General features: G+C 73.5%; 15 protein-coding genes. 10 read left to right on the plus strand and 5 right to left on the minus strand.

Annotated elements, in window-relative coordinates; genetic code table 11:
• Positions 1 to 46: 46 nt before the first annotated feature.
• Both AFB00_RS28715 and AFB00_RS28720 read right to left on the minus strand, forming a co-directional pair.
• Complete coding sequence (locus AFB00_RS28715) at positions 47 to 859, minus strand: SAM-dependent methyltransferase (protein ID WP_197519696.1); 813 nt, start codon at positions 857 to 859, stop codon at positions 47 to 49.
• A gap of 115 nt (positions 860 to 974) precedes the next feature.
• On the minus strand, positions 975 to 1,325 hold the full coding sequence (locus AFB00_RS28720) for a DUF3817 domain-containing protein (protein ID WP_068800780.1): 351 nt from the start codon (positions 1,323 to 1,325) through the stop codon (positions 975 to 977).
• A 97-nt stretch (positions 1,326 to 1,422) separates the two neighbouring features.
• Here AFB00_RS28720 and AFB00_RS28725 point away from each other — a divergent pair, with 97 nt between their 5' ends.
• Positions 1,423 to 2,340 carry a TIGR03854 family LLM class F420-dependent oxidoreductase gene (locus tag AFB00_RS28725; protein ID WP_068799775.1) on the plus strand — a complete coding sequence of 306 codons (918 nt, stop codon included), beginning with the start codon at positions 1,423 to 1,425 and terminating at the stop codon, positions 2,338 to 2,340.
• Between the two features lie 18 nt (positions 2,341 to 2,358).
• Here the strand turns inward: AFB00_RS28725 and AFB00_RS28730 are convergent, their stop codons facing one another.
• Positions 2,359 to 3,120, minus strand: coding sequence for an SDR family oxidoreductase (locus tag AFB00_RS28730; RefSeq protein ID WP_068800781.1), 762 nt, complete (start codon positions 3,118 to 3,120; stop codon positions 2,359 to 2,361).
• A gap of 39 nt (positions 3,121 to 3,159) precedes the next feature.
• Here AFB00_RS28730 and AFB00_RS28735 point away from each other — a divergent pair, with 39 nt between their 5' ends.
• Both AFB00_RS28735 and AFB00_RS28740 read left to right on the plus strand, forming a co-directional pair.
• Positions 3,160 to 3,666 carry a DUF309 domain-containing protein gene (locus tag AFB00_RS28735; RefSeq protein ID WP_068800782.1) on the plus strand — a complete coding sequence of 169 codons (507 nt, stop codon included), beginning with the start codon at positions 3,160 to 3,162 and terminating at the stop codon, positions 3,664 to 3,666.
• 2 nt (positions 3,667 to 3,668) lie between these two features.
• Complete coding sequence (locus AFB00_RS28740) at positions 3,669 to 5,192, plus strand: GDSL-type esterase/lipase family protein (protein WP_231974122.1); 1,524 nt, start codon at positions 3,669 to 3,671, stop codon at positions 5,190 to 5,192.
• Positions 5,193 to 5,238: 46 nt separating this feature from the next.
• On the opposite strand, the gene AFB00_RS28745 is transcribed toward AFB00_RS28740, so the two are convergent.
• Positions 5,239 to 5,970, minus strand: coding sequence for an IclR family transcriptional regulator (locus AFB00_RS28745; protein WP_068799776.1), 732 nt, complete (start codon positions 5,968 to 5,970; stop codon positions 5,239 to 5,241).
• Between the two features lie 103 nt (positions 5,971 to 6,073).
• Here AFB00_RS28745 and AFB00_RS28750 point away from each other — a divergent pair, with 103 nt between their 5' ends.
• The 7 genes from AFB00_RS28750 (at position 6,074) to AFB00_RS28780 (ending at position 13,348) form a co-directional block, all read left to right on the plus strand.
• Positions 6,074 to 7,504 (plus strand): sulfatase family protein, encoded by a 1,431-nt coding sequence (locus AFB00_RS28750; RefSeq protein WP_068799777.1) that lies wholly within the window; start codon positions 6,074 to 6,076, stop codon positions 7,502 to 7,504.
• A gap of 94 nt (positions 7,505 to 7,598) precedes the next feature.
• Positions 7,599 to 8,867, plus strand: coding sequence for an extracellular solute-binding protein (locus tag AFB00_RS28755; RefSeq protein WP_068799778.1), 1,269 nt, complete (start codon positions 7,599 to 7,601; stop codon positions 8,865 to 8,867).
• The gene (locus AFB00_RS28760) at positions 8,864 to 9,751 is read left to right on the plus strand and encodes a carbohydrate ABC transporter permease (protein ID WP_068799779.1); all 888 of its coding nucleotides are present in this window, start codon (positions 8,864 to 8,866) and stop codon (positions 9,749 to 9,751) included. Before AFB00_RS28755 ends, AFB00_RS28760 begins: the two co-directional genes overlap by 4 nt.
• Positions 9,748 to 10,584: a carbohydrate ABC transporter permease gene (locus tag AFB00_RS28765; protein WP_068799780.1), complete on the plus strand. Its 837-nt coding sequence runs from the start codon at positions 9,748 to 9,750 to the stop codon at positions 10,582 to 10,584. Before AFB00_RS28760 ends, AFB00_RS28765 begins: the two co-directional genes overlap by 4 nt.
• Positions 10,585 to 10,588: 4 nt before the next feature.
• Complete coding sequence (locus tag AFB00_RS28770; protein ID WP_068799781.1) at positions 10,589 to 11,728, plus strand: ABC transporter ATP-binding protein; 1,140 nt, start codon at positions 10,589 to 10,591, stop codon at positions 11,726 to 11,728.
• Entirely contained in the window at positions 11,715 to 12,734 is a 1,020-nt protein-coding gene (locus AFB00_RS28775; RefSeq protein WP_231974123.1) for a sugar kinase, read from the plus strand. Before AFB00_RS28770 ends, AFB00_RS28775 begins: the two co-directional genes overlap by 14 nt.
• Complete coding sequence (locus AFB00_RS28780; protein WP_197519697.1) at positions 12,731 to 13,348, plus strand: bifunctional 4-hydroxy-2-oxoglutarate aldolase/2-dehydro-3-deoxy-phosphogluconate aldolase; 618 nt, start codon at positions 12,731 to 12,733, stop codon at positions 13,346 to 13,348. The genes AFB00_RS28775 and AFB00_RS28780 overlap by 4 nt, the downstream gene beginning before the upstream one ends.
• Here AFB00_RS28780 and AFB00_RS28785 read toward each other — a convergent pair.
• Positions 13,322 to 14,395, minus strand: coding sequence for a dipeptidase (locus tag AFB00_RS28785; protein WP_068799783.1), 1,074 nt, complete (start codon positions 14,393 to 14,395; stop codon positions 13,322 to 13,324). The genes AFB00_RS28780 and AFB00_RS28785 overlap by 27 nt on opposite strands.
• Positions 14,396 to 14,398 lie beyond the last annotated feature (3 nt).

Here is a 14,398-nt window from a genome sequence, read left to right on the forward strand (position 1 = left end):
TCGCGGCGACACCGGGTGCGGATGCCGGTGCGATCTCACGGCGACGTCACGGCGCCGTCGCCGGGGCGGCGTCCAGCACCCCCAGTGCGCCGTAGACGGCGGCGTCCGGGAGATCGGACCGGTCCCGCCAGCGGCGGATGTCCACCAGCCCGGGATCGACGAGCCGGAAACCCGCCAGCGCCGCGCGCAGCTCGGCGCGGTCGCGCAGGTACGCGGGCGTCGCGCTGGTGGCCATCACCGCGGCCAGGTCCCGCATGTGGCCGGCCGCGACCTCGTCGTCCAGATCGTCGCTGCCGTGCGAGATCACCAGTGCGCTGCCGGGGGCCAGCGCGGCGCGGTACGCCGCCACGACCGCGGACAGGTCGTCGGCCGGGGCCACGTAGTGCAGCGACGCCACCGCCAGGACGGCGACGGGTGCGCCGAGGTCGAGCACGTCACGCACCTCCGGCGCGGACAGCACCGCGGCCGGGTCACGCAGGTCGGCCAGGGCGACCCGGACCCGCGGGTTCCCCTCCACCAGGGCCCGGCAGCAGGCCACCGCGACCGGCTCGATGTCGACGTAGACCACCCGGGCACCGGGAGCCCGGCGCTCGACGAACTCGTGGACCCCGCCGCGGGTCGGGATGCCGGAGCCGAGATCGAGGAACTGGGTGATCCCGAGGCTGCAGCAGTGCTCGACCGCCCGGTGCAGGAACTCACGGTTGGCGTGACCGGCCTTGGCGGCGTCCGGGAAGCGGGCCAGCATGGCGTCACCCGCCGCGCGGTCGGACGCGAAGTTGTGCGACCCGCCCAGCATGTAGTCGTAGATACGGGCGGCGTTCGGCCGGTCGACGTCGACCTCGGGCAGCTCTGCGGTCACGACCGCCAGTATGACCCGGCCCCCGACGCGGGACGGCCCGGCCGCTGTGGTCTGGCGGCCGGGCCGTGATTCCCGAACTGACGCGCCGCTCCCACCACGAAGCGACACGTGAAAATTAGCGTAGGCTTACCTGACTGTCAACCGCTCCGAGGCGACCGGTCCGCGTGACGTGGCGCTCGAAGGCGATCGTGGTCAGCGGCGGGATGCTGGCGAGCAGCCCGACGACCGTCGTCCGCAGGTCCCAGCGGAAGGTCCGGGCGGTCCACAGGGTGACGATCACGTAGGCGACGAACAGCGCGCCGTGGATCGGCCCGAACACCTGGACCCCCAGCTCGCTGGTGCCCAGCACCCACTTCACGAACATCCCCACGAGCAAGCCGGTCCAGGACGCGGCCTCGGCGACCGCGACGATCCGGAACGCGCGGGCCGTGACCGGGGCGACGACGGGGGCGGCGGGAGCGACCATGCCGTCCACTCTGCCGTATCCCGGGCCCGATCTTCTACCGGGTGTCGAATCACAACGAGTCGTGACCGCACGGTGACCGCGGCGTAGCGTGCTGTGAGTGGTTCACTCCCCGCACGGCAAGGTCCGGATCGGCGTCGGCCTGGTCGGTGCCCGCAGCACCGACGAGTTCGGCACGGAGTTCGAGGAGCTGGTCGACGCGCTCGACCGGTCCACGGTGGACTCCCTGTGGCTGGCCGACCTGGCGTCCAAGTCGGTGGTCGACCCGATGGTCGGGAGCACCTGGGCGGCCGCCCGGACCCGGCGGCTCAAGGTCGGCACCGGTGTCACCGTGCTCTCCGGCCGCAACCCGATGCTGCTGGCCGCCGAGCTCGCCACGCTGACCGTCCTCGCCCCGAAGCGGATCCTGCCGGTGTTCGGGATCCGGGCGGCGTCACCGGAGGACCGGCAGCTGCACCCGGTCCCGGGGCGCCTGGCCGACGTGTTCGAGGAGTCGCTCGTCGTGCTCCGCCGGCTGCTGAGCGAGGACTCGGTGACCCACCACGGCGAGTTCTTCACCCTCGACGGGGCCACGGTCCTCCCCCGGCCGCCACGGCCGCCGGACATCTGGCTCGGCGGCCGCGCCGACGTCGGGCTGCGCCGGGCCGGGCGGCTCGCGGACGGCTGGCTGGCCAGCTTCCTGACCCCCGCGGAGACCGCGCGCGGCCGCACCGTCATCGAGAAGGCCGCCGGGGACGCCGGCCGCACGATCGACGACGACCACTACGGGACCAACATCTGGGCCGCTCTGCCCGGCACCGACCTCGACGCCGCCCTGGAGCGCGCGGCGCAGCAGCGACCCGACATCGACCCGCGGGAGATCGTCGGGATCGGCTGGGAGGGCACCGCCGAGCTGATCCGGCGGCACGTCGAGGGCGGGCTGACCAAGTTCGTCGTCCGGCCGTCGGCGCCGATCCCGGACTGGTTCGCCTATCTCGACCGGTTCTCCGCCGAGCTGGGGCCGCTGGAGTCGGGCTGAGCCGGCGCGGCCGGGCGTTCAGCCGGTCGTCGAGATCCCGCCGTCCACCGGGATGACCGCGCCCGTCACGTAGGACCCGGCGGCCCCGGCGAGGAACAGCGTCGCCCCGACGACGTCGGACGCCCGGCCGATCCGCCCCAGCGGGGAGGCCGCGGCGATCTCCTCGCCCGCGTCCGCCAGGGTCGCCCGCATCATCCGGGACGGGAACGGGCCGGGCGCGATCGCGTTCACCGTGATGCCGCGCGGCCCGAGATCGCGGGCGAGCACCCGGGTCAGCTGGTGCACGGCGGCCTTGCTCGCCGAGTAGCTGTAGGTCGGCAGCCGGGGCACGCGCAGCCCGTCGATGCTGCCGATGTTGATCACGCGCGCCGGGTCGTCGGGCGTGGCCGCGCCCTCCAGCAGCGGGAGCAGCGCGCGGGTGAGGAAGAACGGGGCCTTCACGTTGAGGTCGAGGACCTTGTCCCAGGCGTGCGCGGGGAACTCCTCCAGCGGCGCGCCCCAGGTGGCACCGGCGTTGTTGACGAGCAGATCGAGCCCGTCCTCGCGTTCGGCGATCTCGGCGGCGAGGCGCAGGCACTCCTGTTCCGAGGACAGGTCGGCGGGGATCCCGGTGGCGCCGTAGTCCGCCTCGGCGGCGGCGCACGCCGCGGCCTTGCGCCCGGCCACGTACACCCGGGCGCCGGCCTCGGCCAGTCCGCGCGCGATCATCTCACCGATCCCGCTGGTACCGCCGGTGACCAGCGCGACCTTGCCCTCGACGTCGAACAGCCCCTGGTGCATGGGGCGCACGCTAACCGATCGGATGGCATCGTCGGGGGCATGACGCGTTCCCGCGACCGTGACGAGCAGGGCCGGGCCCGCAACTCCCGCCCGCGCGACGCCGCCGGACGCCCGCTGGACCGCGGGGCGGACGGCGTCGAACGGGTGCCGGAGGACCTGGTGCTCCCACCGGAGGCCGCCGTGACCGAGGCCCAGCGACTGCTCGACGACGGTCTCCCGTTCCAGGCCCACGAGATCCTGGAGGGCTCCTGGAAGGGCGCCGACGACGACACCCGTGATCTCTGGCGGGCACTGGCCCAGTTCGCGGTGGGGCTCACCCACGCCCAGCGCGGCAACGCCCGCGGCGCGGTGTCCCTGCTGCGCCGCGGCACCGAGGGCATCCGGTTGTGGCGGGTGATGGACACTGCGCCACCGGCCGGGCTGGACCTCGACGCGCTCGTGACCCACGGCGACGCCCTCGCCGACGACATCGAGCGGGACGGCGTGCACCGCGCCACCGACGCCGGACGGCTGAGCCCGCGGCTCCGGGGCGAACGGCCCGCCTGACGGTGCCGGAACGTCGTTCGCCGGCGGTGCGGCTGCGCGCCCTGCTGCGCGAGGCCCGGTCCCTGCCCACGCTGCTGCTGCTCGCGCTGATCGCGGTCGCCGGGGTGCCGCTGGTCGTCGCGCTGACCCCGGAGCAGCACGTCGAGGTGTTCGGCCAGGACGTCGGGGTCGGCGCCCGGGTGCCGCCCCCGTCGCTGTCCGGGCCGGCCCAGATCGTCCAGCTCGGCAACACCGCCTTCGATCTCACCCGGGTCGAGGTGTACGGCCCGATCCGGCCGCGACTGTCGATCGGGCCGTTGCAGCGCCCCGCCGACAACGGGCCGCTGCTCGGGCCGCAGACCGCCGGGGACGCCGGGCACGCCGTCCGGGAGCTCACCGACGGCTTCGTGACCTGGTACCTCTGGGGCGCGGCCGGGATGGTGCTCGCCGCGGTCCTGGGCAGCGTCCTCATGGCGTGGGCCCGGCTGGTGCTCGCCCTGCGACGGGCCCGCAGCCGGGGACGGCGCCCGGTGCACTGGGACGACCACGCGGGGCCGATCGCCCGGATGACGGTCGTGGCCCTGACCGCGTCACTCGTCCTCTGGGGCGCGGCGGGGGCCGCCGCCGTGCAGGGCACCTCGGCCGGGCTCGCGACGATCACCTCGCTGACCGACCTGGTCGGCGCGACGCAGGTCAGCCCCTCCCCCACCGGGCCCGCGATCAGCGGGGTGCCCGGGGCCGTCGTCGGGGACTCGCGGGCCGCCCGGATCGGCGGTCCCGCCGGGCCGGTCCCCGGCGGGCCGGCCGACCCCGCCGACGGCGTGTGCGCACGCAGCGTCGACTCCACCGCGGCCCAGCTGTCGCTGCTGCGCGGGGAACGGGTGCTCAACCTCGCCTGCGCCGGGGCGAGCGTCCCCGCCGGGCTGCGCGGGCCGCAGCAGCGGTCCGGGGTCACCGTGGCACCCCAGGTCGGCCGGCTCAAGCAGGTGCAGGGCCTGCAGTGGGTGGTCGTGGAGATCGGGCCGAACGACCTGGCGTGGTCGGACTTCCTGCTCTACTGCTACGGCCTCGCGACCTGCGACGACCGGCTCTCCGACGGCGAGTTCGAGGCCCGGCTGGCGACGTTCGCCCGGGACGTCGGCGCGCTGTTCTCCGACCTGGACGCGTTGGCGGACCGGCCCCGGGTCGTCGTCACGCTGTCCTACGACCCGTTCCCCGACCGGTTCGACCCGGCCTGTGCCGACATGCGCGGGCCTGCCGGTGCGCCGGGGCTCGACCAGGCCAAGATCGATCTGCTGGCCGAGCGGAACCGCAGGCTCAACGACGTCCTCGCCGACGGCGCCGCCCGGTTCGGCTTCACCACCGCGGCCCCGAACCTCACCCCGCTCTGCGCACCGGCACCGGACGGGATGGGACCGGACCTGCAGGGACTGGACCGCCCCGACCCGTTCCACCCGACCGCGCTCGGGTCGCTCCGCACGGCCGCAGCGGTCGGCGCGGCGCTGGCGGTGGACCCGGACGAGCCGGGCCGAGGACCCGAGGGGTGAGCCGGCCCGCGGGCCGGGCGGACCAGGTGCGAGCGGCGGGCCGCCGTCACCCCAGAGCGGCGGAGATCGTCCGGGCCGCGGCCAGCAGGTCGTCCAGGTGTGCGCGCAACGCGTCGAGATCGGCGATCATCCGCAGCGACGTCAGCGACAGCGCCCCCACGACGGCCCCCGCCGAGTCCCCGACCGGTACGGCCAGGCAGTTGACGAACTCCTCGTGCTCGCCGTCGTCGACCCCCCATCCGCGCTCGGCGATCCGGTCCAGCTCGGCGTCCAGCTCGGCCGGCGCCAGCGTGGTGGCCGTGTGCCGGGTCCAGTCCGCGCCGGCGAGCAGCTCCGCCCGGCGGGCCGCCGGGAGCTGGGCCAGCACCACCTTGCCGACGCCGGTGCAGTTCAGCCGAACCGGCAGGCCGACCTGGGAGTACATCCGGATGCCGGACGCGTCCTCGACCTTGTCGACGTAGAGCACCTGGCTCTCGACGAGCTGCGCGAGGTGCAGCGTGTGCCCGGTGCGGGTGTGCAGGCCGCGCAGCGTCTCGTGCGCGATCCGGCGCAGGTCGATCTTGTCCAGCGCCCGCTGGGCGATCGCGATGATCCGCGGCCCGATCCCGTACGTCCCGTCGGAGTACCGGATCAGGAAGCTGACCCGCTCCAGGGTCTGCAGCTGCCGGAAGATCGTCGACGGGTGCACCTGGAAGTGCTCGGCCACCTGCGCGGTGGTCCGCGGGCCCTCCGAGATCAGCTCGATGATCTGGGTGGCCCGGAGGACGGTCGAGGACATGGGGCCCTTCTCGGGACGACGGCGCTCTTGACCCGAACGTCTACGCTCGGCGTGCAACATTCTCAATGACCATTGCATTTATTGCAAGCGACTGAGGAGCAGCGTGTCCGACGCACCCAACATCGTCCTCATCATCACCGACCAGCAGCGGTTCGACACGATCGGCGCGCTCGGCCACGGGCACGCCCTCACCCCGACACTGGACCGCCTCGTCGACGAGGGGACGACGTTCACCAGGACCTACGTGACGTCGCCGTCCTGCGCACCGTCGCGGGCCAGCCTGTTCACCGGCATGTACCCGCACTCCACCGGGGTGCTGCGCAACGAGGACCCGTGGCACCACAGCTGGGTGGAGCAGCTCGCCGGCACCGGCTACCGGTGCGTGAACGTCGGCAAGATGCACACCTACCCCTACGAGACCTCCGCGGGGTTCCACGAGCGGCACGTCGTCGAGAACAAGGACCGCTTCCCGCTGACCAACCCGCACTACCTCGACCAGTGGGACAAGGCGTTCTGGACGCGCGGGGTGACCAAGCCCGGCCGCGCCGTCTACCGCGAGCGCGCGGACTATCCCGACGCCATGGGGGCGTTCGTCTGGGAGGCGCCGGACGACCTGCACTCCGACACGTTCGTCGGCGGCCTGGCCGAGATGTGGCTCGACCGCTACACCGGCGACGAGCCGTTCTTCCTGCAGGTCGGGTTCCCCGGACCGCACCCGCCGTACGACCCCACGGCCGAGGCGCTGCAGCGCTACGACGGCGTACCCATGCCGCCCGCGAACCGCAGCGCCCCCGATCTCGCCGCCCAGCCCGCCGCACTGCAGGAGCTGCGCCGGCACAACCAGGAGATCGACCACGACTCGGTCGTCCACCCCGCCGACCCGACCGCCGCCCAGATCGACCGCCAGCGCCGGCACTACATGGCGAACGTCTCGATGATCGACGACCAGGTCGCGGCGATCGTCGAGGCGCTGCGCCGGCGCGGGGTGCTCGACGACACGGTCATCGTGTTCACCTCCGACCACGGCGACTGCCTCAACGACCACGGTCACATCCAGAAGTGGACGATGTACGAGCCGAGCGTGCGGGTCCCGCTCATCGCCTGGGGTCCCGGCCGGGTCGCCGCCGACCGGCGGGTGGACGGGCTGACCGCGCTGATGGACATCGGCCCGACCGTGCTGGAGCTGGCCGGCGTCGAGCCGCCCGGCTGGATGGAGGCCCGGTCGCTGCTGCCCGCGCTGCGCGGCGAGCCGTGGCCCGGACGGGAGCACGCGTTCTCCGAGCACGCCCGGGACAAGGTGCTGACCGGGACGGCACTGATGACGATGGTGCGCGACGAGCGCTACAAGCTCGTCGAGTTCGTCGACGACGACCGCGGGCAGCTGTTCGACCTCGAGGCCGACCCGCACGAGGAACACGACCTCTGGGACGACCCGGCCCACGATCCGGTCCGCCGGGACCTGCTCACCGCCGTGTCCCGCTGGCGCGCGCACAGCGCACTCACCACGGCGCCGTGGAAGGCCGCCTTCCGCTGACGGCCGAGCGTGTCTACAGTGAGCCTCGCTCCGAATATTGCATAAGCAGTTGCATTATTTGCAATCTCGGACAGGACCCAAGGAGGGGTACGAGGTGCGTCGGAACCGAGTCGCGCTGGTCGCGGCCGTGGTCGCGACCGCCCTGCTCGCCGGGTGCGGTTCCGCACCGGCCGGCGGGGCGGGAGCGCCACCGGAGGCGGGCGGGACGCTCACCTTCGCCAACTGGCAGTGGAACGAGCCCGGCCGGGGCGAGCAGATCCTGGCCGCGGTGCAGGCCTACAACCAGGCCAATCCCGCCGCCCGGGTGGAGCCCGTGGCGATCACCCGGGCCGACTACGAGAAGACGATCAGCACCCAGATCGGGTCCGGCGGCGGGCCGGACCTGCTGGCCAGCCCGGCGCCGTTCTTCCACACGATGGCCGACGCGGACGTGCTCGTCGGCCTGGACGGGGTGCTCGGCCCGGAGCAGGAGGCCGCGCTGCGGCCCAACAACGCCGAGCTGCGCATCGACGGGACCCGGCTCGGCCTGGTGTGGGGCGTCGCGCCGTACGCGTTGTTCTGGAACCGGCGCATCCTCGACGAGGCCGGCGTCACGACCCCGCCGCGCACCGTCGACGAGCTGCTGACCGCCGCGGTGCAGGTGCACGAGCGCACCGGCCGGATCGGCTTCGCCACCCGCCACCAGCTCAACGAGGAGGAGGCGTGGTGGGACGACTTCGCCAGCTGGGTGTACGGCTTCGGGGGCGGCTGGGCCACCGACGGCCGGCTGACCATCGACAGCCCGCAGAACGTGGCCGCCGTGGAGGCGTTCGCGCGGATCTACGCCTCCGGGGCGTTCGCCGTCGGCGACGACGCGTCCACCTTCCGCAGCAAGTTCGGCGCCGGTGAGGTGGCCTTCGTGCTGGACAACGCCACCGTGGTGAGCAGCGCGCTCGCCAACAGCGCCGACCTCACCCCGGCCGACGTCGGCTCCACCGTGCTGCCCTTCCCCAGCGGCTCCTCCGGGGCGCAGTCGAACGTGATCGCGATCAACGCGAACTCGCCGAACCAGGCGCTGGCCAAGGACTTCCTGCGCTGGATGTACACCGAGGGCCCGCAGCGCGCGCTGGCCGACGCCCAGTTCCCGGCCGGGAACGGCACCACGGTGCCGCCGCCCGCGGACAAGGTCGCGGCGAACCGCTGGGTGGACTCCTTCTACACCCAGCTCGAGGACTCCCAGGGGCTGGTCGTCCCGGGCTTCGAGATCGAGACCCCGCAGATCCGCAACATCGTCCTCACCCGGGTGCAGCAGGTGCTGACCTCGGACACGAGCGCGGCCGAGGCGCTCGCCGAGGCCCAGCGCGACGCCGAGGCGCTGCGGTGAGCGCCCGGCGGCAGTCCCTCGTCCCGTACGGCTACGCCGGTCTCGGAGCGGCGTTCCTGCTGGTCTTCGCCGGGATCCCGCTGCTGTGGGGGATCGGCCTGAGCTTCACCGACACCCGGCTGCTGCGGCCCAACGGCGGCTCGTTCGTCGGCCTGGAGAACTACGCCCAGCTCGTCGCGGGCAGCGCGCTGTTCCGGTCGGTGCTGACGACGCTGATCTACTCCGGTGCCACCGTCGCCGGGGCCCTGCTGCTCGGCACGGTGTCGGCGGTGGTGCTCAACCGGGTGTTCCCGGGCCGCCTGCTCGCCCGTGCGGTGATCGTGATGCCGTGGGCGGTGCCGACGGTGGCCGTCGCGCTGGTGTTCCGGTGGATCTACAACGACTCGGCCGGGGTCGCCAACACCGGGCTGCGGGCGCTCGGCGTCGGCCAGGCCGGCTGGCTGACCGATCCCGACCTCGGCATGGTGTCGGTGCTGCTCGCGACCGTCTGGAAGGTCAGCCCGTTCGTCATGCTCGTGGTGCTGGCCGCGCTGCAGTCGGTGCCCGAGGAGCTCTACGAGGCCACCCGGGTGGACGGCGCGAGCGCGCTGAGCACCTTCCGGCTCGTCGTCCTGCCGTTCCTCGCCCCCACCCTGAAGATCGCCGGGCTGCTGATGACGATCTGGTCGTTCCGCCGGTTCGAGATCGTCTGGCTGCTCACCGGCGGCGGCCCGGTGGACGCGACGAACACCGTCGTCATCAATCTCTACCGGGAGGCGTTCACCAACAGCCAGCTCGGTCTCGGCGCCGCCGTCGGGGTCATCGGGCTGCTGCTGTCGGTGCTGGTCACGGCGGTCTACTTCGCGATCGAACGACGCAACGCACGACTGGAGGCAGGCTCGTGATCGGCCGTCGCAACCTCGGGATCGGGGTGCGCACGCTGCTGGCCGTGCTGCTCGCCGTGCTCGCCGGGTTCCCGCTGTTCTGGATCGTCAACACCGCCATGACCCCGACCGACACGCTCTACGGCGGTGGTCAGACCCTGGTGCCTGACCTGTCCCGGTCGCTGGAGGTCTTCTCCGTCCTCACCTCCGACAGCCCGTTCCTGCGGTGGATGGGCAACTCGGCGGTCGTCGCGTTCGGCACCACGCTGTTCAGCCTGCTGATGGCGACGCTCACCGCCTACGCGCTGTCCCGGTACCGGTTCACCGGCAAGGGCGTGCTCGGCTTCGGGTTCTTCGCCACCCAGATGCTGCCCGAGGCGCTGCTGGTCGTGCCGCTGTACTCGATGTTCGCCGCGCTCGGGCTGCTGAACGAGCTGTTCGGCCTGGTGCTGGCGAACACCGCCTTCGCCATGCCGGTGGCGACGTTCCTGCTCAAGGCGGCCATGGACGGCGTGCCCTACGAGATCGAGGAGTCCGCCAGGGTCGACGGCGCCGGTTCGCTCGGCATCCTGCAGATCATGCTCGTGCCGCTGGTCGCGCCGTCGATGGCGGCCGCCGCGGTCATCGTGTTCTTCGACGGGTGGAACGAGTACCTGTTCGCCACCACGTTCATGTCCGAGCGGGAGAGCTGGACCGCCTCGACCGGTCTCGCCTCGTTCATCGGGGAGTACCTCACCCCGCTCGACACCGTCTTCAGCGCGGCGCTGGTGTTCACCCTGCCCGCCATCGTGTTCTTCCTGCTCATGCAGCGCAGGATCGTCTCCGGCCTGACGGCCGGGTCGGTGAAGGGATAAGCCGATGCCGTCCATCACGTTCGACCGGGTCTCCAAGAGCTTCCGGGACACCACCGTGATCTCCGACTTCCACGCCGAGGTCTCCGACCGGGACTTCCTCGTCCTGCTCGGGCCGTCCGGCTGCGGCAAGTCGACGATGCTCCGGATGATCGCCGGGATCACCGAGCTCAGCTCGGGCGAGATCCGGTTCGGTGACCGGGTCGTCAACGACCTCACCCCGCGCGAGCGCAACATCGCGTTCGTCTTCCAGAGCTACGCGCTCTACCCGCACATGACGGTGCGCGCCAACATCGGGTTCCCCCTGGTCATGGACCGGGCCCGCTGGTGGCACCACATCCCGGTGCTCGGCGGGCTCGCCCGGCGGGCGATCCTGCGCGACCCCGCGGTCAGCGCGCGGATCGACGAGGTCGCGGCCACCCTGGAGCTGACCGCCTACCTCGACCGGCGCCCCAAGGCGCTCTCCGGCGGGCAGCGGCAGCGGGTCGCGCTGGCCCGGTCGCTGGTCCGGGAGCCGGACGTCTACCTGCTCGACGAACCGCTGTCGAACCTCGACGCGAAGCTGCGCAGCCAGATGCGGGCCGAGATCTCGGCGCTGCACGCCCGGGTCGGCAAGACCTTCGTCTACGTCACCCACGACCAGGTCGAGGCGATGACCATGGGCACCCGGATCGTGGTGCTCAACGACGGGGTGGTCCAGCAGTACGGCGAGCCCCGCGAGATCTACGAGCGCCCGGCGAACGAGTTCGTCGCCCGGTTCATCGGATCACCCCCGATGAACCTGTTCGACGCCGTCGCCGACGACGGACGGCTGACCGTGGCCGGGGTGCCCGTCCCCGGCACCACCACGGCCGCGAGGGCCCTGACCGCACTCGGCCGGTCCGCGATCCGGATGGGGGTCCGGGCCGAACGGATCACCGTCTCCCCCGCCGACCACCCGGAGGGCCTGCCCGCGCAGGTCGTCTCGGTCGAGCACCTGGGCGCCGAGACCGTGATCGGGTTCCGGCTGGACGGCGACACCACGACCGCGCTGGCCCGGATGCCCGGTGACGTGCGCATCGAGCCGGGCAGCGACTGCCGGGTGCACCTCGACCTCACCGGCGCCGGATGGTTCGCGCCGGACACGGGGGACCGTGTTGAGCTCTGAGGTCCCCCTCGCCGGCACGCTCTGCCTGGGCGAGACGATGGTCCAGCTGACCGCCCCCGGCGGTCTCCCGCTGGCGACCGCACCGGCGCTCGACGTGCGGGTGGCGGGGGCCGAGTCCAACGTCGCCGTCGGGATGGCCCACCTCGGCGCGGACGTCGAGTGGTTCGGCGGGCTCGGCGCCGACCCGTTCGGCAGCCGGGTGCTCGCGCTCCTCGGCGGACGCGGGGTGCGGGTGGACCGGGTACGACCCGACCCGGACCGGCCGACCGGCCTGTTCGCCAAGGACGCCGCGGTGCCCGGCAGCCCGGTCTACTACTACCGGCGCGGCTCGGCGGCCTCGGCACTGTCGCCGGAGCACCTGCCGCCGCTGCGGACCGGCGAGCGACGGCTGGTGCATCTGAGCGGCATCACCCCGGCGCTCTCGGCGTCCTGCGCCGGGCTCGTCGACCGGGTGCTCACCGACCGCGACGACGCCCGGGCCCGCGGCACCGGCGCTCCCCTGGTCAGCATCGACGTCAACCACCGGCCCGGTCTCTGGTCGGCGGCGGACGCGGCGCAGCCGTTGCTGGCCCTCACCCGCCGGGCCGACGTCGCGATCGTCGGCCGGGACGAGGCGCAGCGGCTGTGGGGGACCGCCGGGGCCGCGGACGTCCGCCGGCTGCTCCCCGACGTGCCCCAGGTCGTGGTGAAGGACGACGACCGCGGCGCCACCGTGTTCACCGGCTCCGGCGAGGTCTTCGTACCCGCGCTGCGGGTCGAGGTGATCGAGCCGGTCGGGGCGGGCGACGCGTTCGCGGCCGGCTACCTGACCGGCCTGCTCGACGGGCACGATCCCGCCCACCGCGCCCGGCTGGGTCATCTCATGGCCGCGCTGACCCTGCGCGACGTCGACGACCTGCCGCCGCTGCCCGCCGCCGGGCACATCCACGCGCTGGCCGCCGGCACCGAGGACGACTGGACCGCCCGCCTCGACCGCGGGGTGGCCGAACTGGAGGCACGCCTGTGACCGGACCGGACGACCTCTTCGGCGGGCAGCGGGTGATGGCGATCCTGCGCAACCTGCCGGTTGCCGACACCCTGCGGCTCGCCCGCACCGCCTGGGACCTGGGCATCGAGCTGGTCGAGGTCCCCGTGCAGTCGCCGAGCGCGTTCGCCGCACTGGAGGCCGTCGTCGCCGAGGGCCGCGAGCGCGGTCTCCCGGTCGGCGCCGGCACCGTCGTGCACCCCGACCAGCTGGAGCGCTGCGCACGGCTGGGCGTGCGGTTCACCGTCGCGCCGGGGCTCGATCCCGCGATCGTCACCGGGTGCGCCGAGCGGGGCATCGCGCACCTGCCCGGCGTCGCCACGGCCTCGGAGATCCAGCGGGCGGTCGCACTCGGCTGCACCTGGGTGAAGGCGTTCCCGGCCGACGCGCTCGGTCTCCGCTGGTTCCGCGGGATGACCGGCGGGCCGTTCCCGGACGTCTCGTTCGTCGCCACCGGCGGGATGGACGCGACCACCGCACCGGAGTACCTCGGCGCCGGGGCGTCGGTGGTCGCCGTGGGGTCCGCGCTGGCCGACCCGGACCAGCTCGGGCGGCTGGCCGAGCTGGCCTCAGCCCGGCACGTCGGCGGCGCGTAGCACCCGCAGCACGTTCTCCCCGGCGAGCTTGCGCAGGTCGGCCCGGGACCAGCCGCGATCGGCGAGGGCGTCGAACAGCCGCGGGTACCCGGCCACGTCGTCGAGGCCGTCCGGGAGATCGGCGGTGCCGTCGAAGTCCCCGCCGATCCCGACGTGGTCGATCCCCGCGGCCTCACGCAGGTGCTCGACGTGTGCGACGACGTCGTCGAGCCGGGCGCGCGGGGCCGGCGGCCCGTCCCACCCCGCGGCGAAACGCTCCCGGACGGTGAGATCGCGGTGGTCGCGCCCGGCGGCGTCCATCGCCTCGGCCAACCGGTCGTCCCACCCGGTGACGGCGGCCGAGACGAACCGGGGCACGAACGTCGCCATGCACACCCCGCCGTTGCCCGGCAGCGACTCCAGCACGTCGGCGGGCACGTTGCGCGGGTGGTCGGTGACGGCACGGGCCCCGGAGTGGGTGAACAGCACCGGCCGGGCGGAGACGGCGAGCGCGTCGCGCATCGTCGTGTCCGCGACGTGCGGCAGATCGACGATCATGCCGATCCGGTTCATCTCCCCGACGACCGCACGGCCGAACGCGGTCAGCCCGCCGTGCCGGGCGACGTCGGTCGCGGAGTCGGCCCAGTCGTTGGCGAGGTTGTGGGTCAGCGTCAGGTACCGCACGCCCAGCGTGCGCAGCATCCGCAGCACGCCGAGCGAGTTCGCGATGCAGTGCCCGCCCTCGGCCCCCATCAGCGACGCGATGCGGCCGCCCGCGACGACCTGCCGCACCTCGTCGGCGCCGCCGGCGAGGGCCAGCTCGTCGCCGTAGCGGGCGACGAGCCGGTACACCCGGTCGACCTGCTCCAGCACCGCCGAGACCGGGTCGGCGGTCTCGCCCGGCACGTACACCGACCAGAACTGCGCCGACACTCCCCCGGCCCGCAGCCGGGGGAGGTCGGTGTGCAGCCGTGGCTCGGCGGACCGCAGGTCGGGCTCGGGCCCGTCCAGCATCCGCAACGCCCAGGGGAGGTCGTTGTGCCCGTCGAGCAGCAGCAGGTCGTCCATACC

Origin of the sequence: Pseudonocardia sp. HH130630-07, assembly GCF_001698125.1 — a bacterium.
Classification (GTDB): Bacteria; Actinomycetota; Actinomycetes; order Mycobacteriales; family Pseudonocardiaceae; genus Pseudonocardia.